Genomic DNA, 17,831 nt, shown 5'->3' with positions numbered 1-17,831 from the left:
TGTATTATAGTTTTGGTCGGCAAACCTACTATAATTTTACAACGGAGGTTTTTTTATTTCTACTCACCGCTAGAAGCTTTCCGGAACCACAGGTAGAACCTGTGGTATTCTAAATACAATAAAAAAATAAAGACTGCCTTTACACAATCTTTATTATCTATATATATTATATATAACTCTAATTAAAAGCTTTTTTTGCTTCTACCTTTAAATTCTTGATTTTTCTTATAATCTTGTTGTCTTTCTTCACTATCTTTTAAGAATCTAGACATTATATCTTCGAAATTAGCTGTATTAGGTTTTTTCTTTTCTGTACCCCATTCGAATTCTGCTGGTTTTACTGATTTCTTCTTAACATTAGCTTGTTTAATAGATAAGCTGATTTTTCCATTATCATCGATTGAAATAACTTTTACTTTTACTTTATCTTGTTCATTAAGATGTTCTCTTATATCCTTAACAAAAGAGTCTGCAACCTCTGAGATATGGACTAATCCAGTCTTTCCTTCTATCTCTACAAACGCTCCAAAATTTGTGATATTAACCACTGTACCTTCTAATATTTTTCCTGCCGCTAATGTCATGCTACAAAGAATCCTCCTTAAATTTTTAATAAATATATGTCATTATTAATAATAACCCTTTTAGTAATATGTTAATCATCTTACTCTTGAGGCTCTGAAGGAAGTATTATTTGTTCACCTTCCTTAATAAGTCCAAGTCTTTCTCTTGCTAACTTTTCTAGGTAATCGTAATTCGATTGTACCCTTTCTAACTCAGCTTGTAATTTTCTGTTTTCTTCTTTTTTTTCATTGAGTTGTTCACTTTTTTTAGCTATATCATTATTTATTCTTTTTATAGCCATAGTTTGTTTAACAACATTAAATCCAAATACTACAAACAGAATAATAATTACTATGCTTCTTAAGGTTATCTTTTTCCTCATAAATATAGAACCCTCTTTTTAATAATCTATATTTATATTTTAAACACTCTACATATTTTATTCAAGTCATTTTTATACAACTTATAGCTTCTCTTCTAATTATTTTTCCCCATAATATTATAAAATATAATTTTAAATGGATATAATACATTCTTAACTACTATTCTTGACATCTTTCCTAAAAAATTTAACATCTTAATCTCAAATTTTAAACAAATTGGGCTAACTAACTTTAAATAAATAAACAATGTTGCAAGCATAAATAAATATACGTATGCTCCTAAAAATGCATAATTGGTGTAAAGCAAGAAACAAAATACCACTAAGGCAGCTAAAATCCAAAATAATATATCTTCAATTGCAATTATTATTTTAGGAACTTTACTGCCTCTTATAATTCTATACAAATCAAACATAGCTCCTGTCAATATACCAGCTAATATTGAGTATAAAATTATATTAAACTGTGCACTTGTTGGTAATGGCATAATACTCTACTTAAATAGCCTTCCAATTATACTTTCTTTTTCTTTTTTCATTTCTTTGCCACTATACACCATTGACCATACATCTCCAACTATTGTTACATCTCCATTTTGAACATCTAATTTATTCATCTTTAATTCAGTTCCTTTTATAGTTAGCGCCCCTAATTTTGTATTTAGTAATATCTTTTCTTCATCGAAGCTTATTACTTCTACTACTCCTGAAAGTGTAAGCTTCTTCCTATTTTCTAAGATCAGATTTCCTTTATTTTCTTCTATTTTGCTTATATCTTTTTTTTCCATAACTACTCCCCCATATACTTCTTGTTTAAAATATATGAGTAAGTATCCTATTTTATTCTTTATCCTCTTCGCCTTCTAATATCTCATACATTGCTTTAGCATTTTCTTTTCTCACATGTTCAGCAATATTTACTATCTTTGCCTTAAGGCTTCTAGTTGCAAAAGCTATTTCTATTATATCGCCTTCTTTTACAACTGTAGATGGCTTTGCAACCTTACCATTTATAGAAACTCTTCCACCTTCACAAGCTTCTTTAGCTACCGTTCTTCTCTTTATTATTCTAGATACTTTTAAGTATTTATCTAGCCTCATAACTTACCTCTCCTTTTAAATATATATTTATATTATAAAAACCCGAGTAATCTCGGGTTTCTACTACTACTACTTGTTAACTTTTTCTTTAAATTCTTTTCCTGCTTTGAATACTGGAACTACAGATGCAGGGATGCTTATAACTTCTTTAGTTCTTGGATTTCTTCCTTCTCTAGCTGCTCTTTCTCTAGTTTCAAAAGTACCAAATCCAACTAATTGAACTTTTTCACCATTTTCTAAAGCTTCTTGAACTGACTCAACGAAAGCCTTTAAAGCTGTTTCAGCATCTTTCTTAGTTAATTGGCTTTTTTCTGCCATTTTAGTAATTAATTCTGCTTTATTCACGATTACATCCTCCTTAAATAAACAGTTGTAGTTTCGTAGTAAACTACGATATTATGTACTATACTACATTTACCTATTATATCTCCACTTTCTTTGCTAGTCTATAGAAATATGGTTTTTTTACTATAAAAATATATTTATTACATCATTTTCATGTAATCTAGCACACAACTTATTCCTCTATAATATTTATTATGAAAAGCTTAAATATTTGTAAAAATACCTTATCTTTTGCTAATCAAATTTCTTAGCTTCTTCCCATAGTTTATTCATATCATCAAGTGATACATCATCTATGTTTTTACCAGAATCTAAAATATTTTTTTCAATGTAAGAAAATCTTTTTGAAAATTTCTTAATGCTAGTATTTAGTGCTTCCTCTTCATCTACACTTAACATTCTAGAAACATTAACACAGGCAAATAATAAATCTCCAACCTCATTTATTATCTTTTCCCTATTATTGGATTTATATACATTTAAAACTTCTTTTAATTCTTCTTCTACCTTTGTTGCCGCCTCATTTACGTCTTCAAAATCAAATCCAACTTTAGACACTTTCTTTTGAACTTTATGAGCTTTAATTAAAGCTGGTAAAGTTTTAGCTATACCTTCTATTTCTTCTGATATAGTATTATACTCTTTTTCTTTTTTCTTTAGTTCTTCCCAGTTTGCTACCACTTCTTCTGATGTTTCTAGATTCTCATCTTTAAAAACATGAGGATGTCTATATATCATTTTCTTAGAAGCACTTTCTATTATATCATTAATATTGAAATATCCATCCTCTTTTCCTATTGTAGCATGGAATACAACATGTAAAAGTATATCTCCTAATTCCTCTATTAACGAATCTATATCATCTTTATCAATAGCTTCTATAACTTCATAACATTCTTCTAAGAGATTATTTTTTATACTTTCATGCGTTTGCTCTCTATCCCAAGGACACCCATTTTCTCCTCTTAAAGTTTCTATAATTTCTAAAAAGTCATAAAAGTCCTTCTTATTATTTAAATCTTTAGGAATATATACTGATGTTAAATAATCTATATCTTCCTGCATATCTAATTCGTAAAGTGGAATCTTTCTTATAGATTCTTGACCTTCTATTCCTGCCGCTCTTACATATATTATCTCAGTATCATCATTATAATGTTCTAATAATTCTAATTTAACTTCAGAAGCTATTAATCCATTATATACTTGAGTTATTATTGTTCCTATTCTTTTATCTAATATTTGATTTTTTATATCAAAAGCATCTATTATCTTTAACCCTTCTATAGGATCTATTTTTAGTCTATCCATCATGGCATCAACAAAGCTAACTGCTGGCAATATCGAATACTCAATATTATTTTTTTCACATAAATCTATTATGTTTAATACAGATCTCTCAGCTACTAGCGGATGTCCAGGAACTGCATAAACTAATTCTTTTGTTTTTCTATATTCCTCTATGATATCATTAGCTATATTTTGATAAACCTCATCAAAACTATTACCTTCTTCATAATAATTGTCGCAAGTTTTAAATCCCTTTAGTCTATCTCTTAAATAATCTACTGTAGGATGTTTCTCTGTTCTAAAATATAAATTATTGCTTTCTTCTAAAGTTTTTACTGCTCCAATAGTTAATGCTTCTGGTGCACCAGGCCCTAACCCTACTATTTTTATCATATAGTACTCTCCTTACAAATCATTTTCTAACTACCCTATTTTTAATTTCACTTATACTAAAAACTCTAAAAACTAAAATAGCTATTATATATATAATAATACCCACAAATATTGATAATAAGCAAGAAATACTATTATTATTTGTTCTTCCTATAGAAAAAATATAAGTTATACTTACCATTATTCCCATTATTAAAGATGACATTAATGGCTTTATAATTGAATCATATACATCTAACTTTGTTTTTATCTTTGTCTTTAAAGCAACTATATTAAGGATTGTAACTGTTACATACGAAGCTATACTAGCTATTACTGCTCCAAATATATTTATCTGTGGAATTGGCACTAAGAACATAGTTAATATTACTTTTACTATACATCCTATAAAAAGATTTATAACAGGCCTAATATAATGGTTTGTACCTTGCAATATGGATGTAGTAGTTTGTGTAATAATTATAAACGGTATTGATAAAGAAAGATATTTTAAAATTTCATAACCATCATAAGCTTTAAAAAATAACAACTTCATAACAGGCCCTGCTAAGCAAAATAATCCTACTGTGCAAGGAAAAGCTATTACTACTGCTAGCTTCATAGCTAAATTAGTTTTACTTTCTAATTCTACTTTTTTTCTAAGCACATAATTCTCTGCTATTATAGGTATCAAAGATGTGCCTAATGCCATAGATAGTGTCAAAGGGATATTAACAAGAACTGCTGCTTTTCCTGTTAATTGTCCATATAAGGCTGTAGGATCAGCTACTCCAGACTCTATAAGCTTTTGTGGTACTAATACAGCATCTATCAAATTCATTATAGTTCCTGCTGTAGCTCCTATTGATATAGGAATAGCCATTTTTAGTATTTTATTTAATACATCAGTGTTTGTCCTTATTTTCTTTATACCCATACTTTTTTTTACTTTTCTGTACTTAATGTATAGATATATAGATGCTATAGTTCCCCCTGCAGCTGCTCCAAATGCTGCTCCTCCTGCAGAAAACTCTATACCTCTTGGTAATAACACAAAGGCTAGTCCAACTCCTACGATTACTCTACCCACTTGTTCTAATATTTGAGATACTCCAGATGGGGTCATGTTCTGTAATCCCTGAAAAAATCCTCTAAAAATAGTCATAATAGAAACTGCTATAGGTGCAAATGAAATTCCTATTAAAGCGTAATAAGATTTTGGATCCCATTTTAGAAAAGAAATAATAGGTTTTGCAAAGAAAAATAATACACAGGACGTACCTATTCCTAACACTAACATTAAATAAGTTGATTCTTTAACTATTTCGTATGTACCTTCTATATCTCCTACTGCATTTCTTTCTGATATCATCTTAGACATAGCTACTGGTACACCTGACGCTATAGCTACAAAAAACATATATAATGGATAAGATAATTGATAATATCCTATTCCTTCATCACCTATTAATAATATAAGTGGCCACCTAAAAAATAATCCTAAGAACTTGGCTATTATTCCAGCAGCTCCTAGAATTATACTTCCTTTAATCAAAGATTGCTTTTTCATAAAATACCTCCAAACTTATAAAGTTTTTTATCACTAATAATAATTATTATTTTAAGTTTAGAGGTATTATTACTAATTTATTCTGTAACATTAATTTTTTACAATTACGATTGCTTAATATCAACTTTATTGTTCCATTTGTTTTCCTAAAAAAGCAGCCGCAGTTTCTGCAAGCTTTAATTCAAGATCAGTGAATTTTTCATTCTCTTCTTTTGAAATTATTAATACAGCTCCTATTGCATCTCCTTCAGCAATTATTGGTGCTACAACTTGATTTGAATATAACTTTTCATCCTCATCATTATGTAGAGGGATTGTCTTGTTTTGCTCTGTAATTATTACAGCTTTTCTATCATTCATAACGTTTTCTAATTCAGAACTTATTTTTCTTTCTAAGTAATCTTTTTTAGGCGCTCCACTCGCTGATATAAATGTATCTTTGTCCGCAATTAACACAATATGTCCAATTGATCCTTGTAAGCTTTCGGCATATTCCTTTGAAAAATCAGTTAACTCGCCTATTGGAGAATATTTTTTAAGAATTACTCCACCTTCTCTATCGGTGAATATTTCCAATGGGTCTCCTTCTCTTATTCTTAAAGTTCTTCTTATTTCTTTTGGTATAACCACTCTTCCCAAATCATCAATACGTCTAACAATTCCTGTTGCTTTCATTACTTTGAGTTACCTCCTTAAATAATTATAAATATCTTACTGCAATATTATTATTTGAGTTATTAGAAATTTTATACACATATACCCAATATTTATCCGTATCTAATCAAAGAGGAATTAATTCAATTCTATGGCAAGAAATCTAATGTTAGCTTATTTTAATATATTTTTATAATAAAAAAATTCAGAGAATAATAACATTCTCTGAATTTTAATTATATTTTATTTAATTAAAGTCTATTTTCGTAAAGTTTTACTTTATATTCTTTCTTTAATGAAGCTAATTCATTTTCATATATACTATTTTTCTCTTCATTTTCTAAAGTAGCTTTTATTTCCTCTTTTAGTTCATCATTAAACTCTTTTGGAGTTGTTTCTGTAACATTTGTAGCCTCTATTATATGATATCCATAATATCCTTTAATAGGTTCTGAAACTTCTCCTTCTTTAAGAGGTTTTAATCCTTCTAAGAATAAAGGATCATAATTAGATTGATTATGAGAAACTGTACCTAAATCTTCAGCTATAGGTAACGCTTGATCTTCTTCAGTAGCATCTGTAGCTGTAGCTTTTGCTTTATTTCCTTCATATTCTGTAAATAAAGCATCAAAAGTAGTTTCTCCACTCTTTATTTTTTCACTTGCAGCATTTGCTTCTTCTTCCGTTTGGAATAATAAATGTCTTGCGTCAGCTTGCCCGTAATTTACATATTCATCTTTGTGTTCTTCATAATATTTATTTATTTGGTCATCAGTTATGTTTATATCTTTAAACATATCATCTTTAACCTTTTGAATTACTACTTGATTTTCTAAAAACTCTTTAAAAGTTTCATCAGTATATCCATAATACTCTTTAGCTTGTGCAAATGCTTCTTCTCCACCCCAAGCTTCTTGTATTTCAGCTGTTCTTTCAGCTACTTCTTTATCTAATTCTTCTTGAGTAGGTACTAAACCTCTCTTTTCAGCTTCTAAATAAAGTACTTTTTCTTCTACTAAAGCTTCTAAAACTTGTTGTCTTACTTCTTTTAGTCTAGCTTTAAGATCATCATCTATATTTGATTCAAAGTCTTCACCATATTGTTTCTTTAGATAATCAATATCAGCCTTTAACTCAGTATCAACATCACCTAGAGTTATTTTTTCGCTTCCAACTTTAGCTAAAACAGTATTTTGTATAGCTTCTGGAGTCTTTTGTATTAAATTACATCCTGCCATTGAAAAAGCCATTGTTGCAACGACTGCAGCAAGTACTATTCTTTTTATTCTTCTCAAATCATTTCCCTCACTTTACATATTATAGTTGCTATCTATACTAGTATATCAATAATATTCCTTTTATTCAAACTTTACCATCTGATTTTTCTATGAATTTTCAATAACCTTTAATAGCATTTCTCTATAGAATTTTAATGCTTCTTCCTTCTTTATTGTGTTTAGCTTAACTGCAAAAGAAGGGTTTTCTCCAAAATATATAACTACATTTTCTTTATAATGTTTTAATAAAATCTTATATATATTGTTGTATCCTTTAAAATCTGATGCAAATTTAAATCTAATTTCTTTTGGAATTTCTTTTATTTCTTCTATAGACAATTCCTTAGCTAAGCTCTTAATATAAGCTATATCCATAAGATTATAAACAGCATCTGGTATACTAGAATATCTATCTTCTAGTTCCTCTTTAATATATTGATAATCTTCAATATTACTTATAGCAGCAATCTTTTTATAAACTTCAATCTTTTGAATTTCATCTTCAATGTATCTTGAAGGAACATAAGCATCAACCTTTATATCCACTGTTGTTTCAACAGGTTCCTTATCAATCTCTCCTTTAATAAGTTTTACTGTATCTTCTAGCATTCTACAATATAAATCATACCCTATAGTAGCCATATGTCCATGCTGTGCTGATCCCATCATATTACCAGCACCTCTTATCTCTAAGTCTCTCATTGCAATTTTAAATCCTGATCCAAGTTCCGTAAAATCTTTTAGGGCTTTCAATCTTTTCTCTGCAACTTCAGTTAGCACCTTATCTTTAGTATAGATAAAGTATGCATAAGCAATTCTATTAGATCTACCTACTCTTCCTCTTAATTGGTAAAGTTGGGATAATCCCATCTTATCTGAGTCATGAACTATCATGGTATTAACGTTTGGAATATCTATACCAGTTTCTATGATCGTTGTACATACAAGAACATTATATTCCTTATTCATAAATGCAATCATTTCTTTTTCTAATTCCTTTTCAGTCATTTGACCATGAATTATTCCTACTTTACATTCTGGAACTAAATCTTTAATATAATTAGCCATATCCTGAATAGTGCCTACTCTGTTATAAACAAAATACACCTGACCATCTCTACTTATTTCTCTTAATATAGCATCTTTTATCAATTGGTCCTTTTGCTCTACTACATATGTCTGGATAGGATATCTCTCCTCCGGTGGTGTTTCAATAACCGAAATATCTCTCACCCCAGTCAATGACATATGCAATGTTCTAGGAATTGGCGTTGCACTTAATGTTAATACATCAACATTTTTCTTTAATCCTTTAATCTTTTCTTTTTGAGCGACCCCAAATCTTTGCTCTTCATCTATAATTAATAAACCTAAATCCTTAAACATTATATCTTTTGATACTAATCTGTGGGTTCCTATTAAAATATCAACATTACCTTCTTTTAAAGATTGTAAAGTAGCTTTTTGCTGTTTTGCTGTTCTAAATCTACTTATCATATCAATCTTAACAGGGAAGTCTGAAAATCTCTTTATAAAGTTTTTATAGTGCTGTTCAGCTAAGATAGTTGTAGGTACTAAGAATGCAACTTGCTTTCCATCCATAACAGCTTTGAATGCTGCTCTTATAGCTACTTCTGTTTTACCATATCCAACGTCTCCACAAAGCAATCTATCCATAGGTTTATCTGATTCCATATCATGCTTTATTTCCTCTAATGATGTCAATTGGTCAGGTGTTTCTTCATATGGGAACTCATCTTCAAACTGTCTTTGCCACTCTGTATCTTTAGAATATTTATAACCAGTCAAAGTAGACCTAGCTGCATATAACTTCACTAAATCTTCTGCAATTTCATTTATAGATTTTCTTACTTTAGCTTTAGCCTTTTGCCACTCAACTCCTCCAAGTTTATTTATCTTTGGAGTTTTTCCTTCACTTCCAATATATTTCTGAACTAAATCTAATTGATCTACTGGAACATATAGTTTATCACCTTTATCATAAACTATATCTAAATAATCCCTTGTACTTCCAGCGACTTCAATTTGTTTAATACCTTTAAATACACCAATACCATGATTAGCATGTACTACATAATCCCCAGGCTTTAACTCTGCAAAGCTTCGTATTTTTGAAACACCTTTTCTTTGTGCTACTTTTTTAGTAAGCTTTCTCTTAGCTTCTCCAAATACTTCTTTATCTGAGATTATGCATAAATTTAAATCTGGATATTCAAATCCTTTAAGTAAATTACCAAAAGTAATTACAACTTCACCTGGTTTAATATCTTCTATTACATCTTTATAAACACTTTCAACTTCTCTATCTCTTAAGGTCTCAACTAACCTTTCACCTCTTACCCTTGTACCTGATAATATAACAGTTCTGTAGCCCTTACTTTTTTTATCTTTGATATCATCTATCAATAAATCTAACTGACCATGATAATGGCTTAATGTCATTTGATTAAACCCTATATCTTCATATGTCGATATCAAATCAGTATTTTCTAAAAATGTGTTTACAACAATAACATCTTCTTTATTTATATTTATAGCAAGCTCTTCTTTATCTAATAACAACTTATTTTGAGATGGAAGAATATCTCCCCTTTGAAGAAATGCAGTATAATTTTCGCTAAATTCATAATATATACTATCAATTTTGCCTTTACATCTCTTTATATCATCTATTATAAATAAATACCCTTCTAAATAATCAAATAAGCTTTCAGGTTTATCATAAAAATAAGGTAGATAACTATCTACTGTCTCAAATGTATAACTTTCTTTTAATGATTCTAAGTTCTTTCTAACAATATTAGTTAACTTATCTATTCTCTCATTATCATTTTTACTAGTGTTATCTAATATAGTATTTAATTCTTCTCTTATTTTTTCACTTGCTTTTTCTTGAACCTGAGAGTTTATTATTATCTCTTTAGCAGGGAATATATCAAAACTCTTTATCTTTTCTATACTACGTTGAGATTCAGTATTAAACGTTCTTATAGAGTCTACCTCATCTCCAAAAAGTTCAACTCTATAAGGATAAACAGACGTAGGAGGAAATACATCTAGTATCCCTCCTCTATAAGAAAATTCACCTTTTCCTTCAACAGCTTCAACTCTCTCATATCCACATTCTATTAACTTTTGAGATAATTCCTTTAAATCTAATTCAGACCCTTGTGCAATATTTATACTATAATTATAGTAATATTCTCTCGGTGTATATAAAGATGTTAAAGCATCAATAGAAGTTATAATTATCTTCTTCTCTTTATTTTGTAAAATCTCCTTAATAACTTTTAATCTAGCCCATCTCAAATCACCCGAAATAGCATCTATGTTATAAAAAACTACCTCTCTTACTGGGAAATAGTAAACATCAGTTGAGTAAAGACTTAAATCTTCATATAAATTCTTAGCCTCAATATCACTATGTGTAACTATAACTATAGAGTTTTCTCTATTTTCAAAAATACCATTTATTAAATAGCTTTTTCCAGATTCTGATAATCCATAAGCACTTAGTGGATATTGACCTTTATTCATACATCCTAATAAACGGTTAAATTCTTCATTATCTCTTAAGGGCTTCATTATCCCCTCTAATCTCATCAAAATACACCTTCCTTAATCACTTATGGCACTTGCCTTAAACCCGTTAAATTTATTCATCGCTTCTTTTGTATCTTTTGATAAAATAGTTGTAACTGCTTCTGATGTTGCCATTATTGATTCTCTTAGGATTTCTATTTCACTATTTGAAAACTTTCCTAATACATGAGAAACTAGGTCTCCCTTTGGACCTCCTACACCTATCTTAACTCTTGGAAATACATCGCTTGATAAATTGGCTATTATGCTCTTTATCCCATTATGTCCACCATGACTTCCTTTTTCTCTAATTCTTAATCTTCCTACCTCTAAGCTTATGTCATCGTATATAACAATTATTTCTTCATTAGATATTTTATAAAAATTAACTACTTCTCTTATACTTTCTCCACTTAAGTTCATATATGTTGTTGGTTTAAGTAAGATAACCTTTTTACCATTTATCATACCTTCCCCAAATATACCTTTAAATTTTATCCTATTTAATTCTATATTATACTTATCAGCTATATAATCTACAGCTTCAAAACCTATATTATGTCTAGTTCCTTCATATTCTTTTCCTGGGTTTCCTAATCCTACTATTAAAAACATCTTATAATTTCCTCCTAAGCATATAGACCTATTGTATATTATACCATTTTATCGCTACGTTTTATTATACATTTTATTTTCAATATAAAAAAGTACAAAACATCTTAACCTAAATGACAAATAAAAAAACGGCAAATTATAAATAATTTGCCTTTAATTATGTATGACCATATATCTATTATCTTAGTTTTAATTTATATTTACCTCTATCTCTTCTATAGTTCCTTCTCTTAAAACCGTACATTTTAGAACATCTCCAGTTTTTTTATTTTGAAGTACAGCAGTGGCATCATCTACAGTTATTATTGGAGTATTATCTACTTCTAGTATTATATCTGTCGGTTTAATTCCAGCTTTATAAGCATCTCCATTCTTATCTAAATCCTGAACATAAAATCCTTTATACTCAGTGTTTTTATCTGCTATTATACCACCTTCATTAATTCCCAGAACACTTTTAAATGCATTACTAGAATTAATTACAATCTGCAAATCTCTTATTTGAATTCCATAATAAAACCCACTATCTTTATTAGCCTCTGATAAACTATAACTTGCTAAACCTATTACTTCACCTTTAGAATTACAAATAGGTCCACCTGCATTTTTCTTATTTATAGGTGCACTTATTTGAAGTAATTGATATGATTTTCCTTCTAATCTTGTATTTTCTCCTATAGATGTTATTATTCCTGGGCTGACAGTATCTACAGTATTATCACCTACAGTTTTACCTAATACTGCAACCCCCTGTCCTATAAGCAACTCATCGCTTTTAGCAAATTTCACAGGAACTAACTCCTCATCAGTTTTTATTTTTATTATAGCTAAATCGATATCTTCATTTTTTACCATTAATTTTGCATTTATAGGTTCAACGCTATTATCTGATAACTTAACAACTATATTAGAAAAATCTTTTATCAAAGAATAATTTGTAAGTATGCTTCCACTTTCATCTAAAATTATCCCAGTAGTATTATTTTCATTATTCAAATTAAATCCTTCTGATGAATTTTCAATAGTAACAATTGAAGGATTTATAGTATTTATAATCTTTGTATAATCCGTTATAATCATTTCATCATTAGCAAATTCTTCAATAATCTTTATAGCATTTCCATACTTAATATCCATCATTATTCCTGAAAAAACTGCTCCTGATCCTGCTGCAATAATTAAATATATAAAAAGCTTAGCTCCAAATCTAATACTTGATTTAGTTCTCTTTTTTTTAAAACTTATATTATAATCTTTCTCTTCATAATTTTTAATTTTTTCTCTTTGAACCTTATTACGGACCATAGCATCCCCTCCAAATGCATCTTAGTTAATCAGCTCTTTTTAACGAAAAAGTAAATTTTACCCCTTTTCCGTCTATATTTTCCACCCAAACATCTTCATTATGTTGAGATAAAATCAATCTTACTATAGGTAGCCCTAATCCCGTACTTACTTTATTGGTTCTTGATTTATCACTTTTATAAAATCTATCCCAAATATTATTTAAATCTTCTTTTGATATATTTTCACCTGAGTTAAATATACTTATATATATCTTTTCTCCTTTTGTATAAGTAGTTACTTCTATTTGCCCTTTATCATTACTATATTTTATAGCATTTTCAAGAAGATTTGTTAGAACTTGAATTATTCTATCTCTATCAGCTATTACATAATTTCTCTTCTCTTCAAAAACAGCTCTTACATCTAATCCTTTACTTTTAATTTTCCCTTCAAGATTTAATATACAAAGACTTATAACTCCATTTATATCAAAATCAATCTTTTGTAAATTAAACTTACCTGCTTCCATTGCAGATATATCTAATAAATCATTTACTAATCTAGCAAGTCTATTTATCTCTTCATATACTATTTTAAAGTAATACGTTTCCTTATCCTTTGGTATAACACCATCTAAGATTCCTCCAACGAAACCCTTTATAGAAGTTATCGGAGACCTCAGCTCATGAGACACATTTGATATAAATTCTTTTCTAGTATTATCAACCTTTTCTAATGATTCAGCCATACTATTAAAAGATTCCGCTAATTGACCAATCTCATCATTTGATCTTACATCAACTCTTTCATTAACGTTTCCTTGAGTTAACCTTTTAGCGGCATTATTTATTTCTTCTAAAGGCTTAACTACTAATCTATTTGCGAAGTAATTTATAATCAAACCTGAAATTATCATTGCAACTACTATCGATATCCATATCATCCACATTATATTTTTACCTGCATAAGCACTATTAGGAATCATGATTATAGATCCTTCTATTTCCCCATTAGAATACATAGGCTTAACATAACTTAATAACTGTCCATTTTTTAATAGCACAACTGCTTTCCCATACTTTTTCATTTCATCAATTTTAGATTTAATGTTTTCTGGTATTTGAACTTTTGTATACTTAATATCATCATACTTAGAATTTGAAACTATATAAATATACCCTAATTTATCTACTACTATTCCATCAGTATTACTTGCCATACTTGCCATAGTCAAGATTTTCTCTACTTCATTATAATCATTCTCTTGTCTTAAATACCCTCTTACCGTTTCCTCTACTATAGCTATTTGTTTATCAATAATCTCTATTCTTTGTTCTGTATAACTAACATTAATCCATACAGTTGATATAAGTCCAACTAAAGTTAGTACTCCACCTGTTATTGAAGCAAAAGTTATTATTAGCTTTCTTACTATACTTCTTTTTTTCAAGCTTACTTCACCTCAAATTTATAGCCAACGCCCCAAACAGTTTGAACTTCCCAACCTTCTCCGCCTTTTATCTTTTCTCTTAATCTTTTTATGTGAACATCCACAGTTCTTGAATCTCCTGGATAATCATATCCCCATACTTCATACATTAGTTGTTCTCTTGTAAATACCTTATTAGGATTACTAGCCATAAAGTGAAGTAATTCTAATTCCTTAGGAGCTAACTTTACATTATTCCCTTTATAAACTACCTCATATGCACCAATATCTATAGTTAATCCATTAAATTTTAATAAATCATCATTTGTTGTTGGTGTAGTATATCTTCTTGAAACAGCCTTAACTCTAGCCATAAGCTCTTTTGGATCAAAAGGCTTTACTATATAATCATCTGCTCCAAGCTCTAAGGCTAATACCTTATCAAAAACTTCACCTTTAGCTGTAAGCATTATCACAGGTATGTTAGACGTCTTTCTTATATATTTAAGAACTTCCATTCCATCTTTTCCTGGTAACATAATATCTAATATTACTAATCCAATATTTTGTTCATTAACAATATTACATGCATCTATTCCATTAAAACATTGTCTTGTTTCGTATCCTGAACTTTTTAAATACATATCTATTAATTCGTTTATATGCGTATCATCATCTACAATTAAAACTTTTCCAAATTTATCATCCATTCCAATTCCACCTTCCCTTATAAATATTTTATACTATAAATATTTAAACAATAATAGTTTTCTCATAAAGTTTACATTTGTTACACAATATTAATAAAAAAAGGAGTTATTTTTGAATAACTCCTCTTTTTTTATCTCTATGTTATTAGTTCTCGAATAATTTACTTATTGGTTCATCATCGTAAATTCTCTTTATTGCTTCTGCAAATAAAGGAGCTACAGATATTGATTGGAACTTTTCTAAGTCATCTCTTTCTGGTAATGGAATAGTATTTAACATAACTAATTCCTCTATAGCAGAACCATTTATTCTTTCGAAGGCAGGTCCTGATAATACTCCATGAGTACAACAAGCATAAACATGAGTTGCGCCTAGGTCTTTTAACGCATTTGCAGCATTTGCTATAGTTCCAGCAGTATCAATCATATCATCGATTAAGATACATCTCTTTCCTTCAACATCTCCGATTATGTTCATTATTTCAGAAACATTAGCCTTTGGTCTTCTCTTATCAATTATAGCTATAGGAGCATGTAATTTATCTGCAAACTTTCTAGCTCTTGTAACACTTCCTAAGTCTGGAGATACAACAACTACGTCATCTTGATCTTCAAATCCTTTGTTAACGAAGTACTTAGCTAATATTGGTGAACCTAACATGTGATCAACTGGAATATTGAAATATCCTTGAATTTGAGCTGCATGTAAGTCCATAGTTAATACTCTATCTGCTCCGGCTGCAGTTAAAATGTCAGCAACTAATTTTGCTGTTATTGGATCTCTTGATTTTGCTTTTCTATCTTGTCTTGCATACCCATAATAAGGCATAACTGCTGTAATTCTTCCTGCAGATGCTCTCTTAAATGCATCTATCATTATTAAAAGTTCCATTAAGTTATTATTAACAGGAGAGCTTGTAGATTGTACTATAAATACATCACATCCTCTTACTGTTTCACTTATATCTACAGATATTTCTCCATCACTAAAAGTAGAAACTTTAGCTTGCCCTAGTGGAATACCTAGTAAATCAGCAATCTCTTTTGCTAATTCTGGGTGAGAATTTCCTGTAAATATCTTTATACTCTTTCCATGCGTTATCATAAGTATGAGAACCTCCTTAAAATTGCTTTACATAGTTTGTTTATAAACAAAATAAATATATATTAATTTAAATTATTTCTTTAATAATCCTCTTTTTTCTACCCATCCTGGAATATTTCTTTGTTTTGCTCTTGCTACTGCAAGTTCCCCACTCTTAACATCATCTGTTATAGTTGATCCAGCTGCGATATAAGTGTTATCCTCAACTTTAACTGGTGAAATTAAATTTGTATTACATCCAATAAAGCTATTATTTCCTATAATAGTTTTATTTTTATTTTTACCATCATAATTTACAGTAACCGTACCGCAACCAAAGTTACAGCTTTCTCCAACTTCAGCATCTCCAACATATGTTAAGTGAGATACTTTAGTATTGTTACCAATTATCGATTTCTTTATTTCAACGAAATCTCCAATTCTTACATGACTACCTATAACTGAATCTGGACGAATATATGCAAATGGTCCAACAGTAGTATTATCACCTATCTTACTATCTAAAATAACTGAAGATTGAATTTCAACTTCATTTTCTATAGTACTATTATTAATTCTTGAATTTGGATATAATGTGCATCTTTCTCCTATAACTGTATTACCTTCTAATACGTTACCTGGATATACTATTGTATCTTTTCCTATAATAACGTCAGCACCAATATAAGTATTATTTGGATCTATTAACGTAACCCCATTATCCATATGCTTTGCATTTATTCTTTTTCTTAGTATAGCTTCAACCTGAGCTAATTGAGCTCTTGAGTTAACACCTAAAGTTTCTTCAAAATCTATAACTACAGCTCCAACTTTTTCTCCTTGAGATTTAAGTATTCCTATAACATCAGTTAAGTAATACTCTCCTTGTGAGTTATTGTTAGATAACTTATCTAAAGCTTCTAATAATTTTTCTATATCAAAGCAATATACTCCCGCATTCATCTCTGTAACTTTTAATTCTTCTTCGTTACAATCTTTATGCTCAACTATCTTTAATACTTCATTTCCATCTCTGATTATTCTTCCATAACCTGTCGCATCATCTAAAATTGAAGTTAAAAGAGTTGCTTTATTATTATTTGAATTATGTTCTTCAAATAAGCTAACTACTGTTTCTTCTGTAATCAATGGCGCATCTCCACAGAATATAGCAACTGTTCCCTTCTTATCTTTTAAGAAATCTACAGCACACTTTACTGCGTGTCCTGTTCCAAGTTGCTCTGCTTGAAGCGAGTAGCTTACTTCTCTTGATGAAGTCTTTTCCTTAACTAATTCTGAACCTTTACCTATTATTACATTGATATCTGAAATGTCAGCTTTTCTTAAAGTATCAATAACATGATTAACCATTTCTTTTCCACAAACTTTATGTAGAACCTTAGGTAAATCTGATTTTATTCTAGTCCCTTGCCCAGCTGCTAAGATTAAAGCACATTTATACATAAATTCACCTCTTTTATATAAATCAAGGACAAAATTTTAATTTTATCCAAAAACGTTCGTATGTATTCTTATATATTATATTTC

The 17,831-nt window shown here is 29.2% G+C and carries 17 protein-coding genes; all 17 read right to left on the bottom strand.

Going from position 1 to position 17,831, the window contains the following annotated elements; genetic code table 11:
- Positions 1-182: 182 nt before the first annotated feature.
- Positions 183-584, bottom strand: a complete 402-nt coding sequence (locus H8S10_RS01920; RefSeq protein ID WP_186837763.1) for a S1 domain-containing RNA-binding protein — start codon at positions 582-584, stop codon at positions 183-185.
- 80 nt (positions 585-664) lie between these two features.
- Complete coding sequence (locus H8S10_RS01915) at positions 665-946, bottom strand: septum formation initiator family protein (protein ID WP_055265039.1); 282 nt, start codon at positions 944-946, stop codon at positions 665-667.
- 95 nt (positions 947-1,041) lie between these two features.
- Positions 1,042-1,434, bottom strand: a complete 393-nt coding sequence (yabQ, locus tag H8S10_RS01910; RefSeq protein ID WP_055265041.1) for a spore cortex biosynthesis protein YabQ — start codon at positions 1,432-1,434, stop codon at positions 1,042-1,044.
- A gap of 6 nt (positions 1,435-1,440) precedes the next feature.
- Positions 1,441-1,734, bottom strand: a complete 294-nt coding sequence (gene yabP / locus H8S10_RS01905; protein ID WP_055265043.1) for a sporulation protein YabP — start codon at positions 1,732-1,734, stop codon at positions 1,441-1,443.
- Between the two features lie 52 nt (positions 1,735-1,786).
- Positions 1,787-2,047 (bottom strand): RNA-binding S4 domain-containing protein, encoded by a 261-nt coding sequence (locus H8S10_RS01900; RefSeq protein WP_055265045.1) that lies wholly within the window; start codon positions 2,045-2,047, stop codon positions 1,787-1,789.
- Between the two features lie 69 nt (positions 2,048-2,116).
- Positions 2,117-2,392 (bottom strand): HU family DNA-binding protein, encoded by a 276-nt coding sequence (locus tag H8S10_RS01895; RefSeq protein WP_032116936.1) that lies wholly within the window; start codon positions 2,390-2,392, stop codon positions 2,117-2,119.
- Between the two features lie 234 nt (positions 2,393-2,626).
- On the bottom strand, positions 2,627-4,075 hold the full coding sequence (mazG, locus tag H8S10_RS01890) for a nucleoside triphosphate pyrophosphohydrolase (RefSeq protein ID WP_186837762.1): 1,449 nt from the start codon (positions 4,073-4,075) through the stop codon (positions 2,627-2,629).
- 19 nt (positions 4,076-4,094) lie between these two features.
- Entirely contained in the window at positions 4,095-5,624 is a 1,530-nt protein-coding gene (locus tag H8S10_RS01885; protein ID WP_186837761.1) for a polysaccharide biosynthesis protein, read from the bottom strand.
- 126 nt (positions 5,625-5,750) lie between these two features.
- The gene (gene spoVT / locus H8S10_RS01880; protein WP_055265051.1) at positions 5,751-6,299 is read right to left on the bottom strand and encodes a stage V sporulation protein T; all 549 of its coding nucleotides are present in this window, start codon (positions 6,297-6,299) and stop codon (positions 5,751-5,753) included.
- A 230-nt stretch (positions 6,300-6,529) separates the two neighbouring features.
- Entirely contained in the window at positions 6,530-7,573 is a 1,044-nt protein-coding gene (locus H8S10_RS01875) for a peptidylprolyl isomerase (protein ID WP_186837760.1), read from the bottom strand.
- A 90-nt stretch (positions 7,574-7,663) separates the two neighbouring features.
- On the bottom strand, positions 7,664-11,179 hold the full coding sequence (gene mfd, locus H8S10_RS01870; RefSeq protein ID WP_186837765.1) for a transcription-repair coupling factor: 3,516 nt from the start codon (positions 11,177-11,179) through the stop codon (positions 7,664-7,666).
- A gap of 15 nt (positions 11,180-11,194) precedes the next feature.
- Positions 11,195-11,773, bottom strand: a complete 579-nt coding sequence (gene pth, locus H8S10_RS01865) for an aminoacyl-tRNA hydrolase (protein ID WP_186837759.1) — start codon at positions 11,771-11,773, stop codon at positions 11,195-11,197.
- A 189-nt stretch (positions 11,774-11,962) separates the two neighbouring features.
- Positions 11,963-13,078, bottom strand: a complete 1,116-nt coding sequence (locus H8S10_RS01860) for a S1C family serine protease (protein ID WP_186837758.1) — start codon at positions 13,076-13,078, stop codon at positions 11,963-11,965.
- Between the two features lie 25 nt (positions 13,079-13,103).
- Positions 13,104-14,510 (bottom strand): HAMP domain-containing sensor histidine kinase, encoded by a 1,407-nt coding sequence (locus H8S10_RS01855; RefSeq protein WP_186837757.1) that lies wholly within the window; start codon positions 14,508-14,510, stop codon positions 13,104-13,106.
- Between the two features lie 2 nt (positions 14,511-14,512).
- Entirely contained in the window at positions 14,513-15,199 is a 687-nt protein-coding gene (locus tag H8S10_RS01850) for a response regulator transcription factor (protein ID WP_055265063.1), read from the bottom strand.
- A 145-nt stretch (positions 15,200-15,344) separates the two neighbouring features.
- A complete protein-coding gene (locus H8S10_RS01845; RefSeq protein ID WP_186837756.1) occupies positions 15,345-16,304 on the bottom strand; it encodes a ribose-phosphate diphosphokinase in 960 nt (319 codons plus the stop codon).
- Positions 16,305-16,376: 72 nt separating this feature from the next.
- On the bottom strand, positions 16,377-17,747 hold the full coding sequence (gene glmU, locus H8S10_RS01840) for a bifunctional UDP-N-acetylglucosamine diphosphorylase/glucosamine-1-phosphate N-acetyltransferase GlmU (protein WP_186837755.1): 1,371 nt from the start codon (positions 17,745-17,747) through the stop codon (positions 16,377-16,379).
- Between the last annotated feature and the right edge of the window lie 84 nt (positions 17,748-17,831).

Origin of the sequence: Clostridium sp. NSJ-49 (genome assembly GCF_014287725.1) — a bacterium.
In the GTDB taxonomy this organism is placed as follows: Bacteria; Bacillota; Clostridia; order Clostridiales; family Clostridiaceae; genus Clostridium; species Clostridium disporicum_B.
This window is presented reverse-complemented; position numbering and strand designations above follow the sequence as displayed.